11 protein-coding genes are annotated in these 17683 nt (G+C 36.4%); 4 read left to right on the forward strand and 7 right to left on the reverse strand.

Going from position 1 to position 17683, the window contains the following annotated elements:
* Positions 1-102: 102 nt before the first annotated feature.
* On the forward strand, positions 103-5490 hold the full coding sequence (locus ABD771_RS02765; RefSeq protein ID WP_345090319.1) for a hypothetical protein: 5388 nt from the start codon (positions 103-105) through the stop codon (positions 5488-5490).
* On the opposite strand, the gene ABD771_RS02770 is transcribed toward ABD771_RS02765, so the two are convergent.
* A complete protein-coding gene (locus tag ABD771_RS02770) occupies positions 5480-5812 on the reverse strand; it encodes a hypothetical protein (RefSeq protein ID WP_345090322.1) in 333 nt (110 codons plus the stop codon). The genes ABD771_RS02765 and ABD771_RS02770 overlap by 11 nt on opposite strands.
* Before the next feature lie 28 nt (positions 5813-5840).
* On the opposite strand from ABD771_RS02770, the gene ABD771_RS02775 reads away from it, so the two are divergent.
* From ABD771_RS02775 to ABD771_RS02785, 3 genes are all read left to right on the forward strand, one after another.
* Positions 5841-6017 carry a C1orf53 family protein gene (locus ABD771_RS02775; RefSeq protein ID WP_344815243.1) on the forward strand — a complete coding sequence of 59 codons (177 nt, stop codon included), beginning with the start codon at positions 5841-5843 and terminating at the stop codon, positions 6015-6017.
* 60 nt (positions 6018-6077) lie between these two features.
* On the forward strand, positions 6078-8054 hold the full coding sequence (locus ABD771_RS02780) for a urocanate hydratase (RefSeq protein ID WP_345090326.1): 1977 nt from the start codon (positions 6078-6080) through the stop codon (positions 8052-8054).
* A gap of 71 nt (positions 8055-8125) precedes the next feature.
* Positions 8126-8653, forward strand: coding sequence for a DUF4136 domain-containing protein (locus ABD771_RS02785; protein WP_345090329.1), 528 nt, complete (start codon positions 8126-8128; stop codon positions 8651-8653).
* 158 nt (positions 8654-8811) lie between these two features.
* Here the strand turns inward: ABD771_RS02785 and ABD771_RS02790 are convergent, their stop codons facing one another.
* From ABD771_RS02790 to paaZ, 6 genes are all read right to left on the reverse strand, one after another.
* Positions 8812-10860, reverse strand: a complete 2049-nt coding sequence (locus tag ABD771_RS02790) for an alpha-ketoacid dehydrogenase subunit alpha/beta (RefSeq protein ID WP_345090332.1) — start codon at positions 10858-10860, stop codon at positions 8812-8814.
* Positions 10861-10934: 74 nt separating this feature from the next.
* The gene (locus tag ABD771_RS02795) at positions 10935-12002 is read right to left on the reverse strand and encodes a branched-chain amino acid aminotransferase (protein WP_345090334.1); all 1068 of its coding nucleotides are present in this window, start codon (positions 12000-12002) and stop codon (positions 10935-10937) included.
* A gap of 4 nt (positions 12003-12006) precedes the next feature.
* On the reverse strand, positions 12007-13299 hold the full coding sequence (locus tag ABD771_RS02800) for a dihydrolipoamide acetyltransferase family protein (protein WP_345090337.1): 1293 nt from the start codon (positions 13297-13299) through the stop codon (positions 12007-12009).
* 39 nt (positions 13300-13338) lie between these two features.
* Positions 13339-13935 (reverse strand): acyltransferase, encoded by a 597-nt coding sequence (locus ABD771_RS02805; protein WP_345090340.1) that lies wholly within the window; start codon positions 13933-13935, stop codon positions 13339-13341.
* A gap of 95 nt (positions 13936-14030) precedes the next feature.
* Positions 14031-14780, reverse strand: a complete 750-nt coding sequence (locus tag ABD771_RS02810; RefSeq protein WP_345090343.1) for an enoyl-CoA hydratase/isomerase family protein — start codon at positions 14778-14780, stop codon at positions 14031-14033.
* A gap of 213 nt (positions 14781-14993) precedes the next feature.
* On the reverse strand, positions 14994-17489 hold the full coding sequence (paaZ, locus tag ABD771_RS02815; protein ID WP_345090346.1) for a phenylacetic acid degradation bifunctional protein PaaZ: 2496 nt from the start codon (positions 17487-17489) through the stop codon (positions 14994-14996).
* Positions 17490-17683 lie beyond the last annotated feature (194 nt).

Genomic DNA, 17683 nt, shown 5'->3' on the forward strand with positions numbered 1-17683 from the left:
TTTCTGTAGTTTTTTTTTATTTAAATATTTAACATTTTTTATGCATTAAAACTTGTTTTTTACATGTTTTTGTTTATTTTTGATAAATACAATCAACTTGATATGCTGAAAAAATTACCTTTAATTTTTAACAATAATTTGGTTCCAATAAAAGTACAGTATTTAGTATGTATTGTATTATTTTTCATTTCGTTTCAAATTCAATCACAAACTACTATAATATCACCAACAGGCGATGGTGGTTTCGAAACTGGAACTACATTTGCTTTAAATGGATGGACTACAAACAATCCTGCACAAACTGGAAGAAATCAATGGGTTTGTAATACAGGCGCAACAACAGGTTTCTCAGGCGCTAGATCAGCATATGTTACTAATAATGCAACAGGAACTCCTCCACACACCTATGCGACTGGTACTGCAAGAGCATCACACTTTTACAGAAATGTGACTGTTCTCGGTGGTGAAACTAACATAATATTATCTTTTAGTTGGATTGGACAAGGTGAATCAACTTTTGACAGACTAAGAATATGGCTGGTTCCAACAACTTATAATCCTGTATACGGAACTGAAATAACAACCACTGGAACAGCTCCAACAGGTAGAATTCAAGTAGGGCTTGCGAATTATAGTCTTCAAGGAACATGGGCAAACGTAAGCTTTAACCTTCCAACTTCCTACGCAGGCACAACTTTTAGATTGGTTTTTGAGTGGGCGAATGATGGAAGTTTCGGTACCAATCCTCCTGCAGCTGTAGACAATATTTCCTTAACATCAGCTGCTATAGTTGCTCCTTCAAACAATGACTGTTCTAATGCTACATTGGTTTCGACTAATCCAACTGCGACGTGTGCAACTAGCACATCTGGAACAACAATTGGAGCAACACAATCACAAGTTGGATGCACTGGTAATGCAGATGATGATGTTTGGTATAGTTTTATTGCCACAGGAAGCACTCATGCAATTACTGTAACTCCTACGACATTAACAAACGCTGTTTTTGAAGTCTTTAGTGGTTCATGCGCTGGATTAACTAGTTTAAATTGTGTCAATTTAACAACAGGATCGAATACTGAAACTATAACTTTATCAGCATTAACACCAACCAATAGTTATTATATCAGAGTATATAGTAATGCAAACGGAAGCAATCAAGGAACTTTCACAATATGTGTTACTTCACCTCCACCTCCACCATCAAATAACTTATGTACTAATGCTACTGTTTTACCTTGCGCAACAACAATAGCAGGAACAACAATAAATACTAGTAATATTGTAAATAACTCAGGATGTAGTATGGCAGACTATGGAGTTTGGTACACATTTGTTGGAGATGGAAATAACTCAACCATTTCTGTTACAACTACAAGTTATGATATTGAAATGTCAATTTCTAGCGGATCTTGTGGTTCGCTAACAAGTATTACTTGTCAAGATTCAGCATTATCAAGCGGAATAGAAACCTATTCGTTTTCAACAATCTCAGGGATTAATTATTATATTTACATAGCCCATTATTCGTCTGGAAATACTTCAACAGGAACTTTTACAATATCTAGATCTTGTGCATTAGCTCCAAATCCATGTGTTGCCATTCCTAATATCTCTAGTTGTGGAACAACCATAAATGCAACTATTCCAGTTGGTACTGGAATTTATAGTCCTTCTTCATGTGGATGGACAACGCCAGGAAATGAGCAAATTTTTACCTTTACACCAACTCAAACTGGAAGTTATACTATTAGTCAGCTTGGTTCATTTGGCTATATTGATTATCAATTTAAATTAGCATCTTTAGGATGTAATGGTACTGGATGGACTTGTATAGACGATATGTCTGGAGCCATTACTAGTCCTGGATTTACATTAACTTCTGGTGTTCAATATTACATCCTTTTAGATCCTGAAAGCGCTATAGGAGGAAGTGTTAGTTTTATACTTAATTGTCCTTTAACACCTCCAGTAAATGATGACTGTATAAGTGCAACACCATTAATTGTAAACGCTGTATGCTCTTATGCAACTTATACAAATGCAGGGGCTACAGCAAGTTCAGGTGCTCCTGCTCCAGCATGTTCAAGTTATTTAGGTAGTGATGTATGGTTTACAGCTGTTGTTCCTTCTAATGGTATACTTATTATTGACACTCAAACCGGAGTTATTACTGATGGTGGAATGGCAGTGTATTCGGGTTCATGCGGAAGTCTTACCGTTTTAGGATGTGATGATGATTCAAGTTTAAATGGTGCAATGCCAAGTCTAACTTTATCAGGATTAACTCCATTTCAAACTGTTTATATTAGAGTTTGGGAATATGGGAATGATAACAATGGTACATTTGGCATTTGTGTTACCAGTCCAATACCACCGAGTAACGATGAATGTGCAACAGCTGAATTACTCACAATCAACCCAACCATAACCTGTACTATAAGTACAACTGGAACAACTTTAGGCGCTACTCAATCACAAGCAGGCTGCACAGGAAATGCAGATGATGATGTTTGGTATCAATTTATCGCAACTGATGTCAATCATACAATAACTATTACTCCAACAACATTAACAAATGCAGTTTTTCAAATTTTTAGTGGCACTTGTGGTAGTTTAATTAGTTCAGCATGTATTAATAACACAACCGGTTCTAACGTAGAAACAACAACATTAACTGGACTTACAATTGGGGCAACCTACACAATAAGAGTTCATAGTAATGCAAACGGAAGCGGCCAAGGAACCTTTAGTATCTGTATTACAACTCCGTGTTCTCCTGGAGGAGGAATTGGTTTATCGAGTATGGGATGCCCAACAAATGTTGCTGGTGGACTTGGATTAAATGGTTTAGATCCCTTACCTATTTTAGATTGCTCAACTTCAACTTGTACTAATTTAGAGGCTAATTTCATTCAACTTGGACAAACAACAAACTATACTGTGCAATCAATTCCATATTCGCCTCCATATCAATTTGGTTGTTTACAAAACTCTGTAAGCATAAATGTTGATGATGTTTGGTCTCCAACAATCAGCTTACCTTTTAACTTTTGTTATTATGGCAATACATACAATCAATGTTTAATTGGTTCAAACGGCGTAATCACTTTTGATCAAACAAGTAATTCTCCTGGAGGTTATTCTACATGGTCTTTCTCAAATGACTTACCTAGCACCTCATTGTTTTTAAACAGTATTTTTGGTGCTTATCATGATATTGACCCTAGTGAAGGTGGTGAAGTTGGTTGGGAATTGGTTACTTTAAGTTCGGGATGTCGTGCTTTAGTCGCTTCTTGGAATGAAATTCCAATGTTTTCAGCATCTTGTAACTCCTTACTTTACACTGGAATGATTGTTTTATATGAAAATACAAATATTATTGAGGTTTATATGAAAGAAAAAAGAGTTTGCGCCTCATGGAATTCTGGTAATGCTTTGGTTGGTATACAAAATGCGACAGGAAGTCAAGCCGTTGTGGCACCAAACAGAAACTCAACAAGTGTAGATTGGACAACAACTAATGAAGCATGGAGATTTGTTCCTTCAGGAACCTCTTTAACAACAATAACTTGGTACGAAGGAAACGGAACAGCCGGACCAATAATAGGAAGTACTGCAACAATTAACGTATGCCCAACTGCTACAACGACTTATACAGCTAAAGTAACCTATAATTTTTGTAATGGAACAACCTTAGATTTAATAGATACTACCACATTAACAATTAGTGGCAGAAAAACATGGAATGGTTCTATCGATACCGATTGGAACAAAGCGAATAATTGGACACCAATTGGAATTCCTAACGGAAGTGATTGCGTTGTAATACCTATTACACCGAACAATCCAATAGTATCAGGAACAAATTATAATGGGCTTGCAGGAACATTGTCAGTATTGAATGGAGCTACTTTAACTATAAATTCAACAAATAACATTACTGTAACTGATTGGGTTAATGTTCAAGCTACTGGCTCATTTATAATAAACAATACTGCTAGTTTAGTTCAAATAAACAATACATCAAATACTGGAAATATCACCTATAGAAGAACCGCTAATAACATAAGAAGTTTAGACTATGTTTATTGGTCTTCACCAGTTTCAAACTATAATGTAAATAATATAATTTCGCCATTAATTCCTGGTCCAATTTGGAAATGGAATCCAACAATTGCAAATACTAATGGTGGACAAGGAAATTGGGAGGTTGCAACTGGTAACACGATGCTAACAGCAAAAGGATATATTGTGAGAGGCCCAAGTTCCTTTAGTCCAACAATACCAGCTCCATTAAATGGAACGTTTGTAGGCACGCCTAATAACGGAATTATTAACTATACCATTTCTAGAGGTACCGACCAAAATACAGCTTATCATCAAGGGATAAATGGAACTGAAATCAACAATTTCAGTGACAATTGGAATCTTCTAGGGAATCCATATCCATCAGCAATTAGAGGAAGTCAATTTCTTTTCAATAACAACACAAAAATTGAAGGAAATATTAAACTTTGGACTCATGGAACTCTTCCTTCAATTATTGCTAGTCCGTTTTACAATAGTTATCTTTATAATTATAGTCCAGGAGATTACTTGACCTATAATTTTACAGGAACTAGTTGTTGTCCAGCTGCAGCTTCCGACTTATTTATAGGAGCTGGACAAGGATTTTTTGTTCAAATGATAGATGGACCAGCAGGCTCAGACATCGTTACATTCAACAATGGTTTAAGAAGCGCTTCCTACGACAACAGCTTATTCTACAGAATGAGCACTCCTTTAACACAAACTAATTCAACTTTTGATGTAAATAATTTGGTTAGAAATAGAATTTGGTTAGATTTAATAAGCAGCAACAATCAATCAGACAGAACTTTATTCGGATATATTGAAGGAGCTACAATGGGAAGAGATAGTTTCTTTGATAGTCAGACTTTAAAAACAGGTTCTATGTCAATTTATTCATTGATAAATTCTGATAAATTTTTGATTCAAGGACGCCAACTTCCATTTGATGTTTATGATGAAGTACCTATTGGAGTTCACCTACAAAATTCTGGAAGTTATGATATTGGAATTGGCGGTTTGGATGGGATCTTTACTACTCAAAACATTTATTTAAAAGATAAAGAATTAGATATAATACACGATTTAAAAGTGTCACCATATCGTTTTAGTGCTCAAAGCGGAACAATAAATAATCGTTTCAAAATAGTATATTTGAATAGCGCATTAAGTAACAATGACTTATCATTAAATAATAATATAGTTATAATAACCAATGAGAACATTGTAATCCGTTCATCAAATGAAAAGCTTCATTCAATAACAGTTTTTGATGTTTTAGGAAGAAATTTAGGAGTTTACAAAGACATCAATTCAACTGAATTTACTATCAAAAATCTATTAAAAAACAATACAGCTTTATTTTTACAAATCAAACTTGAAAATGGAGCAATAAAAAACGAAAAAATTATTTTTTAACATACTTCAAAAAACTCCAAAAAGACCTTTGCTTTAAATAGTTAAGGTCTTTTTCATTTTTATAAGCTTCTCTTTCAAAAGAGATATTAAAATAAGCTTCTTTTCTATCTTTGTATTGAATCAATCGAAATAAATATTCCGTAAAATACCATAAGTAAAATGGCAAAATAAGTAGTTCTAACTGTTGTCTAATATGAATTTTTTCATGATTAATAAATACTTTATTCAACTTATCATCCTTATCTGCAAGAAATACAAATGGATAAAATGTCAAACCTCGAAAACCTCTTGGCGTTAAATATTTAAAAACAATTAGAATCATGTGATGCAAAGTTGCTAAATTTGTAGCTATGAATGAAGATTTAAATCCGAAAAATTTAAAAGAAGGAGAAGATTACTATTTAACTCCTGAAGGCTATCGCTGTTTTACAGAAAAATACCATTTAAAACGAGGTTACTGTTGCAAAAGTGGGTGTCGACATTGTCCTTACGGATTTGATAAAAAAACAGGAACAATAAAAAAGTGATCAGTATTCAGTCGCACTATTCAGTTAAAAAAATATACAACAATATACATACATCAAAAAATGACCTTTCAAGAACAAATACTACAAGGAATTCCATCGGTTTTGCCAAATTCAAAACCATACGAAGCCGAAATAAATCACGCACCAAAACGAAAAGAAATTCTTTCTGACGAGGAAAAAAAGTTAGCTTTAAAAAATGCTTTACGCTATTTTGACGCAAAACATCATGCTGAATTACTTCCAGAATTCAAATCCGAATTAGAAACCTACGGAAGAATTTACATGTACCGTTTTCGTCCAGATTATAAAATCTATGCAAGACCAATTTCAGAATATCCTGGAAAATGCGAACAAGCAAAAGCCATAATGTTAATGATTCAAAATAATTTGGATTACGCCGTTGCACAACATCCACATGAACTTATTACCTATGGTGGAAACGGAGCTGTTTTTCAAAATTGGGCGCAATATTTATTGACCATGAAATATTTGGCAGAAATGACTGAAGAGCAAACTTTGGCAATGTATTCTGGTCATCCAATGGGTTTATTCCCTTCGCATAAAGAAGCTCCAAGAGTTGTGGTCACTAACGGAATGGTTATCCCTAATTATTCCAAACCCGATGATTGGGAAAAAATGAATGCATTAGGCGTTTCGCAATACGGACAAATGACTGCAGGAAGTTATATGTATATTGGTCCACAAGGAATTGTTCACGGAACTACAATCACCGTTTTAAACGGATTTAGAAAAATAAAAAAATCTCCAAAAGGTGGATTATTCGTTACTTCTGGATTAGGCGGAATGTCTGGCGCTCAACCAAAAGCAGGAAATATTGCAGGTTGCGTAACCGTTTGTGCCGAAGTAAATCCGAAAATAACTCACATTCGTCATTCGCAAGGTTGGATTAATGAAGTGATTGAAAATATTGATGAATTAGTTCCAAGAGTTAAAAACGCTCTAGTAAATAACGAAATTGTTTCCATTGCATATCTAGGAAATGTTGTAGATGTTTGGGAACGCTTCGACCAAGAAAATCTACATATCGATTTAGGTTCTGACCAAACTTCACTACACAATCCTTGGGCTGGAGGTTATTATCCAATTGGATATACTTTTGAAGAGTCCAATGATTTAATGGCAAATAACCCAGATAAATTCAAGGAAGAAGTTCAAAAAACATTGCGTCGTCATGCTACAGCAATTAATAAACATACCGAAAAAGGAACCTATTTTTTCGATTATGGAAATGCGTTTTTACTTGAAGCTTCTCGAGCTGGAGCCGATGTTTTTGCAGAAAACCATGTCGATTTCAAATACAATAGCTACGTTCAAGACATAATGGGACCAATGTGTTTCGACTACGGATTCGGACCATTCCGATGGGTTTGTGCTTCAGGAAATCCAGAAGATTTAGCAAAAACAGACAAAATCGCTTGTGATGTTCTGGAAGAAATGATAAAAAATTCTCCAGAAGAAATCCAACAGCAAATGGCTGATAATATCCAATGGATAAAAGGCGCTCAAGAAAATAAATTAGTAGTTGGCTCACAAGCAAGAATTCTGTATGCTGATGCAGAAGGAAGAATTAAAATTGCTGAAGCTTTCAATCAAGCCATTGCTCGTGGCGAAATTGGATACGTAATTTTAGGACGCGATCATCACGACGTTTCCGGAACCGATTCACCATACAGAGAAACATCAAACATCTATGATGGCTCACGATTTACTGCCGATATGGCTATCCAAAACGTTATTGGAGACAGTTTCCGTGGTGCCACTTGGGTTTCTATTCACAATGGTGGCGGTGTTGGTTGGGGCGAAGTAATTAATGGTGGTTTTGGTATGGTTCTTGATGGAACTAAAGAAGCATCAAAACGTTTAGAATCAATGCTTTTCTGGGATGTAAACAACGGAATTTCAAGAAGAAGTTGGGCAAGAAACGAAGGCGCGATTTTTGCAATAAAAAGAGCCATGGAGACGCAACCTTTATTGAAAGTTACCATCCCTAATATAGTGGACGAAAATTTATTATAGTTTCAGGTTTAAAGTTTCAAGTTAAGCTTTTTTACCTGAAACCTAAACTTGAAACACAAAAATAAAATACTATGAAAACAACAAAATTTTTACCGTTACTCCTACTCTTCGTTCTTGCTTCGTGCAGTTCGGTTAGAGTAAATTCTGATTACGACAAAAAAGCCAATTTCGAAGGCTACAAAACCTATGCATATTCCAAAAACGCAATAGACAAAGTAGAAATTTCCGATTTGGATAAAAAACGCATTTTACGTTCCATTGATGAAGCATTAGCGGCGAAAGGTTTTACTAAAAGCGAAACACCCGATTTACTAATCAGTATTTTTACCAAAGAAACGGAACGTATTGACATTTACAACAACAACGGATTTGGTTGGGGTTGGAATCCTTGGTGGGGAATGGGAATGGGTTACACTAATGTTTCAAGAACTCCAGAAGGTACTTTATTCATTGACCTAATCGATGCAAAAACTAAAGAATTAGTTTGGCAAGGCGAAGGAAAAGGTTATCTAACTAAAGACACCGAAAAGAAAGACGCAAGAATTAAAGAATTCGTTGATAAAATTTTGGAGCAATATCCTCCAAGCGCAAAAAAATAAAACAAGAAAACCTCCTAATTGGAGGTTTTTTATGATTATTAGGAGCCAATGGTTTATACTTTTTTGGTTTCTGTTTTCCTGCTTTCCGTTCTACTTCGTGCCTCTCCAATCAGCGCTAAATTGGTTTTGTATTGAATAGAGGCAGAATTTCTAAGGAACTAATAATTCAAAAGTTCCTCCATCTTAGCTTTCACTTTATCCACATTCGGAATCATGGTAAACTCCAACGTGCTATTCAACGGAATCGCTGGCATATTTTCCGAACCGATTACCATTACTGGCGCATCTAGATATTTAAAACAGTTCTCCTGAATCAATCCAGCCAAACTTCTTGCGAAAGAATTGTTAGTTGGTTCTTCGGTTACTACAAGGCATTTTTTAGCTTTTTTAACCGATTTAAAGATAGTTTCTTCATCAAGCGGATAAAGAGTTCGTAAATCGATAATCTCAACTTGATTTTTCATGTTTGTGGAAGCGTTCAATGCCCAATGAACTCCCATTCCGTAAGTGATAACGGTTATTGTTTCATCGGTTTCTTGTTCCCAAATTTCTTGAACAATATTCGCTTTCCCGAAAGGTAAAATGTAATCATCGCTTGGTTCATTTACTCTTGCGGCATCGGTTCCTTTTACTTTGCTCCAGTACAAACCTTTATGTTCCAAAATCACAACAGGATTTGGGTCGTAATACGCAGCTTTCAAAAGTCCTTTTAAGTCGGCACCATTGCTTGGATAGGCAATTTTTATTCCGCGAATATTAGTTAAAACACTTTCTACAGAAGATGAATGATAAGGTCCACCACTACCATAAGCTCCAATTGGAACTCTCAAAATCATACTCACTGGCCATTTTCCGTTGGATAAATAACACGAGCGACTCACTTCGGTAAACAATTGGTTCAATCCTGGCCAAATGTAATCAGCAAACTGTACCTCAACAATCGGTTTCAAACCAACTGCCGACATTCCAACCGTTGAACCCACAATAAAAGCTTCTTGAATTGGTGTATTAAAAACGCGTTCGTCTCCAAATTTTTGAGCCAATGTTGCAGCTTCTCTAAAAACGCCACCCAATCGTCCGCCAACATCTTGTCCGTACAACAAACATTCTTGGTGCTTTTTCATTAATTCTTCCACAGCAAAAAGAGCGCAATCCACCATTACGACTTTATCTTCTCGCTCCGGATTTCGTTCTCCAACTTCTTCTATGATTGTCGTTGGAGCAAAATCGTGTGTAAATAAATCTTCTGGTGCTGGATCTTCTGCAAGTTGTGCTTTATCAAAATCAGCTTGAACTTTTGCGACAGCCGTATTTTCTATAGTTTGAATTTCTTCTTTGATAAATCCTGCTTCCAATAATTGTTGTATCAAAACTGGATAAGGATCACGTGATTGCGCCTCTTCCAAATCGTCACGATACCATTCCATTCTAACTCCTGAAGTATGATGATTTAACAACGGAACTTTGGCATGAACCAAAAACGGACGACGTTCTTCGCGAATGGTTTTCACTACTTTTTGAACCGCTAAATAACTTTCTGTAAAATTCGCTCCATCAATAGAAATGGCTTCAATTCCGTGAAAACCTTTGGCATATTCGAACGCATTTTGCGCACGAGTTTCAGCCGCATTTGCAGAAATATCCCAACCGTTATCTTGTACCAAATACAAAATAGGAAGTTGTTTCAAAGCTGCCATTTGTAATGCTTCGGCAATTTCTCCTTCGGTAACTGATGCGTCACCAAGCGAACATACAACTAATGGCTTCTCTTGATTAGTATCTTGAATTCCAATATTTTCTTTGTACCAAAATCCCATTGCTGCACCAGTAGCTGGAATAGCTTGCATTCCTGTTGCTGATGATTGATGTGGAATTTTCGGTTTATCAGCATCTTTCAAACTCGGATGACAATAATACGTTCGTCCGCCCGAAAACGGATCGTCTTTTTTTGCCATCAATTGCAACATCAAATCATAAGGTTGCATTCCTATTCCGAGCATCATAGCGTCATCACGATAATACGGAAACGCATAATCTTGTGGTAACAATTGCATCGCCATCGCAATTTGAATCGCTTCATGTCCGCGTGATGTGGCGTGCACGTATTTGGAAACTATTTTGAAATTATCTTCATACAAGGTTGCCATGGCTTTGGCAGTTGCCATTGTTGAAAATGCTTTTTTAAGAATCGATTTATCTAAATTCATTTATTTAATGCTTATCTGAAAAGTAAAAAACTTTGCGTTCGTTGCGCCTTCTTTTCGAACCTTGCGGTTAAATATTATTTTGCTTCTACAATCCAACCAAATTCATCTTTGATATCTTGAACTTTAATAGCATTCAAAGTATCATTTACCATTACCGAAACTGGATTTTCTGCTGGAAATTTAATAGACAAATCGTTATTACCAATTTCTTCTACCATTGCAATTCCAACTGCTGTTCCTGTTCCGAATGCTTCTTCTAGAGTTCCATTTTGAGATGCTTCGATAATTTCAGACATTTTGATTGGTCTTTCTGTTACTTCAAAACCTTTACTTCTTAATAAATCGATTACGCTCATTCGGGTAATTCCCGATAAAATAGAACCTGTTAGACTCGGCGTAATCAATTTCCCATCAATTTTGAAGAAGATATTCATTGTTCCCACTTCTTGAATGTATTCAAAATCTTGGGCATCTAACCATAAAACTTGGTCAAAACCTTTTGCTTTGGCGTATTCCGTGGGACGAATGGCTGCTGCATAATTTCCTGCGGCTTTGGCTTCTCCTGTTCCACCATTTACGGCACGAACGTATTTTTTCTCGGCGTACAATTTAATTTTTCTACTGAAAAATGGTCCCGCTGGCGATGCCATTACGATGAATTTGAAACTTGTTGCTGCACGCATTCCGATAAAAGCCTCATCAGCATACATAAACGGACGCAAATACAAAGCACTTCCTGTGGATGTTGGAATCCAATTTTTCTCTAAAGCGGTGAATTGTTTTAATGCTTCTACAAATAAATCTTCTGGAAATGAAGGCATTCCCATTCGGTCAGCACTAAAATTCATTCGTTTTGCGTTTTCATCAGGACGAAATAATAATGGTGTTCCGTCTTTCCCTAAAGTTGCTTTCATTCCTTCAAAAATGGCTTGTCCGTAATGTAAAGCCATCGCTGCTGGATGCGTTGGAATTAAAGCTAATGGTTCAATTCTTGGATTGCTCCATTCTCCATTTTCATAATCACAAATAAACATATGATCAGTAAAATTGGTTCCCATGGTAATGTTTTCAAGATTTACTTCTGAAACTCTTGATTGTGAAACTTTAGTTATTTTTATTGCTTGTGTCATTACTGTTTCCATAATGTTATATTGTTGTGTTTGTGTCAAATTGTTCTAAATAATCGCCTACTTTTCTTAAGAATGAACCTCCTAAAAATCCGTCCACTACTCTATGGTCGAACGATAAAGAAAGATACATCATACTTCTGATGGCGATTTCGTCACCTTTTTCAGTTGTGATAACTTCGGGACGTTTTTTGATAATTCCTAAAGCTAAAATCGCAACTTCAGGTTGGTTTATGATTGGTGTTCCCATCAAACTTCCAAAAGTTCCTACGTTGGAAATGGTGAAAGTACTTCCTTGAATTTGTTCAGGTTTTAACTTGTTATTTCTTGAAGCTTCTGCCAAATTATTTACATCTTTTGCTAAAGCGACTAAATCTTTTTCATTGGCATTTTTCACTACAGGAACTATTAAATTTCCTGATGGTAATGCGGTTGCCATTCCGATATTAATATCATTGTGAACGATAATATTTTTCTCATCTACCGAAACATTAATCATTGGAAAATCGGCTACAGCTTTTGCTACAGCTTGAACGAATACTGGTGTAAACGTCAATTTTTCATTGTGCTTTTCCTGAAATTTATCTTTGTTTTCGTTTCTCCAACTCACCAAATTTGTCACATCGACTTCAATATAAGAAGTTACGTGAGGCGAAGTTTGCTTAGAATATACCATATGATCGGCAATCATTTTGCGCATTCTGTCCATTTCTACAATTCGGTCTTTTCCTTCTACGAAATTGATTTTTGGTTTAGGATAAGATGAAGTTGCAGGTTGTCGATTGTCAGATATCGGTTTTGACTGAATAGGATATTTACGGTTCTTTAGATAATTAAAAACATCGCTTTTTTGCAAACGTCCATCGGTTCCTGAACCAGGAATGGTTTGTAATTCCTCAATTGAAAGATTCTCTTTTTGTACAATTGAGATGATTAATGGTGATATGAAAGCATTTGGATTGGTTGTCAGTTTTCGGTTGTCAGTCGGCAATTGTTGATTTTGTGAAGTTAATATAACTTCATTTTTCTCAACAGCAACATCTTGCTTCTTGTTTCTTGCTTCTGTTTTTCCATCAGCATCAATCAACGCCAAAACAGTTCCCACTTCAACCACATCATCTTTCTGAAAACGAATTTCCGTGATTACTCCAGAAACTGGCGCAGGCACATCACTATCGACTTTATCGGTAGCCACTTCTAGAATGGTTTCTTCGGCTTCCACAAAATCACCTACGTTTTTCAACCAACTGATTATGGTAGCTTCGGAAATACTTTCACCCATTTTGGGCATTTTGAATTCTGTTATTGCCATTTTTATATTTTGTTGTACAGACAACGCAATGTGTTGTCTCTACGATTTTTTAAATTCTTCTAATGTTTTATAAAATGCTTCTTGTGTTGGTCGATTTGCTGGAATTTCTCGTAACGGTTCAACTGCTTTTAAGGTTTCGTAACACTCTTTTGGCAACTGTTGATATAAAGCTGTTCCTTTGGTTTTCCAATCAATCATTTCATCGGAAACGTCTTTTATTATTGCAGCTGGATTTCCAACTACCATTTTACGATTTGGAATTTGCATTCCGGCTTTTACGAAACTTAATGCGCCAATGATACATTCATCTCCAACATTCACGTCATCCATAATTACAGCGTTCATTCCGACCAAACAATTTTTTCCGATATTTGCTCCGTGAATAATCGCTCCGTGACCTATGTGCGCTCCAGCTTTCAATACCATTGACTTTCCTGGAAACATATGAATCGTACAGTTTTCTTGAACGTTACAGCCATCTTCAATAATGATTTCGCCCCAATCACCACGAATAGCTGCGCCTGGTCCAACGTAAACATTTTTTCCAATAATCACGTTACCCGTTACCGCAGCTTGCGGATGGATAAAACTACTTTCGTGTATTACTGGGATGAACCCTTTGAATTCGTATACCATATTTTTAGATTATAGATGAAAGACCGCTTCGCTGCAAGATGAAAGACATCCTTCTAAGAAATTTTTCTTGTCTCTTGCTCCTTGCCTCTATCTTCTTACTTAAACTTATTCAACGTTTCTTTTGTAAAATCAGACAACACTAATCTTCCGCTAATAGCGGCTCTTTCGGCTAATAAATTGTCCCAATCTTCTGTTCCTCTCCAAAATACCTTTTTCATTTCGAGCATTGCTTCTGGATTGTAGGTGCACAAATGTTCGGCGAATTTTTGAACGGCTTCGTCCATTTCTTCAATGGATTCATACACATTAGCAAACAATCCTTTTTCTTTTGCCCAATTAGCATCATAAAATGTATTAGCGTCAATTGCAATTTGTGACATGGCTGAAACTCCCATTTTTCTTTCGATGGCTGGCGAAACTACGAATGGTCCGATTCCCACATTTAATTCGGATAATTTTATGGCAGCGAATTTTGTTGCCATACAATAATCGGTTGATGCTGCTATGCCTACTCCGCCACCAACGGTTTTTCCTTGAATTCTTCCGATGATGAATTTCGGGCATTTTCTCATGGCGTTGATTACGTTGGCAAATCCTGAGAAAAATACTTTTCCGGTATCGGCATCGTTGATGGAAATTAGTTCTTGAAAACTTGCTCCGGCACAAAAAGTTCTATCGCCACCACTTTTTAAGATGATTACTTTTACCTCATTATTATTTCCAACTTCTGTAATTGTGTTGGCTAATTGTGCTAGAATATTGCCCGGTAAGGAGTTTTGCTCTGGATGAAAAAACTCGATAGTGGCGATGTTGTTTTGTATGTTTTGTTTTACGTATGCTTCCATATTTTTATTTAACCGCAAAGTCGCGAGGTTTTCGCAAGGTTTGCTGTGTTTGTTTCTCGCAAAGACGCTAAGGTGCAAAGCTTTTGTTATTTTAAATATTTTTTTTCTTCGTTACTACTTATTCCTAGCCCTGATAGTAGCGGCATCCTTTTTCTTTTTTCTTTAAAAAGAAAAAGATACAGCGGATAGCAGGATTAGCTCCAAATTATTATTTTACAAAATATTAAATTGTTCAAAATGATGGTTCAAATGCTTTCTTTCTAACAGATAAGAAGCGTATTTATTCATTTCTCCAAAAACCATATTCTTTAAAACCGCTTCTGGATTTTCTTTGAAAAAGGTTTTATATTGTTCTCTAGCTTCAAAAAATTTGGCTTTGGCTGTCTCAAAATCAGAATGAATTAAGTCTTCCAATTGGTCTTTTTTCATCGTTGGAAACTTGGTTCCCATTGGAAATTTATCGTAATTATATAACGAATTATGGACTTTATCCAAAATCTTTTCTGGTGTTGCGATTTCGAAATCCTGAATTTCACCCGACATGATTCGGTAGCCTTGTTCCAAATGTTCTAACAAATGTTGCGGCGTTAGAATTCCCCAACTTGGTTTTGTATTTTCCGTAAGTTTATTCAAACATTCGGCTATTTTTTCATCCGTCATTTCAACAAAAACTTCTTGTTTTTTCTGCACCATTGTTAGAATTGTGGCAACTGCAACCAATTCGTTTTCTGTATCAAAAACCTCAACAAACCATTTTACTATTCCGCTTGGATGTTCTGCTGAAGCTACATCTCTATCGACTTTTTGCTTGCACGTTAAACGCACATAAACGGTATCGTTATGGTAAATTGGACGCAAGAAACGACATTCTTCCAATCCGTAATTAGCGGCAACCGGACCTTTATTTGGGTACACGAACAAACCTGCAGCAGCGGCTAAAATGAAGTAACCGTGAGCAGTTCTTTTCTTAAAAATACTTCCGTCAAGCGAAGTAATATCGGTATGTGCGTAAAAATGATCCCAAGTGATATTAGCAAAATTAATAATATCGGTATCGGTAACTGTTCTGTTGTGAGTTCGCAATGACATTCCGGGTTGGATGTCTTCCCAATGGTATTGAAACGGATGTTGCGTGATTTCTTTGTAAGCAGAATTAGCTTGATAAATTCCTGTGATTTCGGTTAAAGTTGTTGGCGAACCTTGAATGGCGCAACGTTGCATGTAGTGTTTTATTCCTCGAACACCACCCATTTCTTCTCCACCACCAGCACGTCCTGGACCACCATGCACCAACAATGGCAATGGCGAACCGTGACCTGTACTTTGTTTGGCATTTTCACGATTTAGTACTAAAATTCTACCGTGATGTGATGCTGCGTTTACTACGTATTCTTTAGCAATTTCGTCTGAATTTGTAACTATTGACGACACCAATGAACCTTTACCCATTTGAGCTAATTCAATAGCTTCATCAAGATTTTTATAAGGCATAATCGTTGAAACCGGACCAAAAGCTTCCGTTTCGTGAATGGCTAAATTGGTGAATGGATTGTCTTCGCGAAGTAAAATTGGACTTACAAAAGCCCCTTTTTCATCGGCTCCGATTATGTTGGTTTTTTCTAAGTCGCCGTAAACTATTTTGGCAGATTTTGATAATTCTTGAACTCTTCCTTTTAGAACTTCGACTTGGTCTTTACTTACCAAGGCACCCATTCGGACTTCTTTTAATCTTGGGTCACCGATGGCAACTTTGTCTAATGATTTTGAGAGAGCAGTTTGAACGTCATCCATGAGTTTTTCAGGAACAATCATTCTACGAATTGCGGTACATTTTTGTCCGGCTTTTACCGTAATTTCACTACGCGCCTGATTGATGAATAAATCAAATTCTGGTGTTCCTGGAACCGCGTCTTCTCCTAAAATGGATGCATTCAAACTATCGGCTTCCATGGTAAATGGAACTGATTCTTGAATTAACCTTGGATGTGATTTCAACAATCGTCCTGTGGCTGCCGAACCTGTAAACGTAATCACATCCTGACTTTCAACGGTATCAAAAATGTTTCTAGCTGTTCCCGAAATTAATTGTAATGCACCTTCTGGCAATATATTGGATGCGATAATTTCACGAACAACAGCTTCGGTTAAATAGGCTGTAACAGGAGCTGGCAAAACAACAGCTGGCATTCCCGCCATCCAATTACAAGCACATTTTTCTAACATTCCCCAAATTGGGAAATTGAAAGCGTTGATGTGAATCGCTACTCCTTTTTTAGGAACCAAAATATGATGCGCCATAAATCGTCCACCTTTTGACAAATCGATTGAATCTCCTTCTACATGATAGGATTGGTTTGGGAATAATTTTCGTAAGGACGCATTAGCATATAAGTTTCCGAAACCACCTTCTATGTCTATCCACGAATCTACGCGAGTGGCACCTGTTCTATAACTGATTTCGTAAAAAGCTTCTTTGCGTTTGGTTAAATACATCGCCAAACTTTTAATCATATTGCCACGCTCTTGGAAGGTCATTTTGCGAAGTTTATCGCCGCCTTTTGTTCTTCCATAATGCAAAATGGCAGGAATATCCAATCCTTCCACAGAAGTTTCTGCGATGAATTCACCTGTTACAGCATCGTAAGAAGGTTTTCCTTCTCCGGTTGCTGACGTCCATTTTCCTTGTACGTAATGTTGTGTTTTGTTCATACTTTTTCTTTTAACCGCGAAGAGCGCAATGATATACGCAAAGCTCGCTAAGTTTTTATATTATCCAGCCAAAACTTTTTTGAAGCGAATGGCTTGGTCTTTATTTGTAATCCATGTTCCTGCTTTCCGCACCACACGGTGGATTGCTCCAATCAGGGCTAGTTTGTAATTGTCTTTTGTATCTTTTACACTTT

It is taken from the genome of Flavobacterium chungnamense, from assembly GCF_039539165.1.
GTDB classification, from domain to species: domain Bacteria; phylum Bacteroidota; class Bacteroidia; order Flavobacteriales; family Flavobacteriaceae; genus Flavobacterium; species Flavobacterium chungnamense.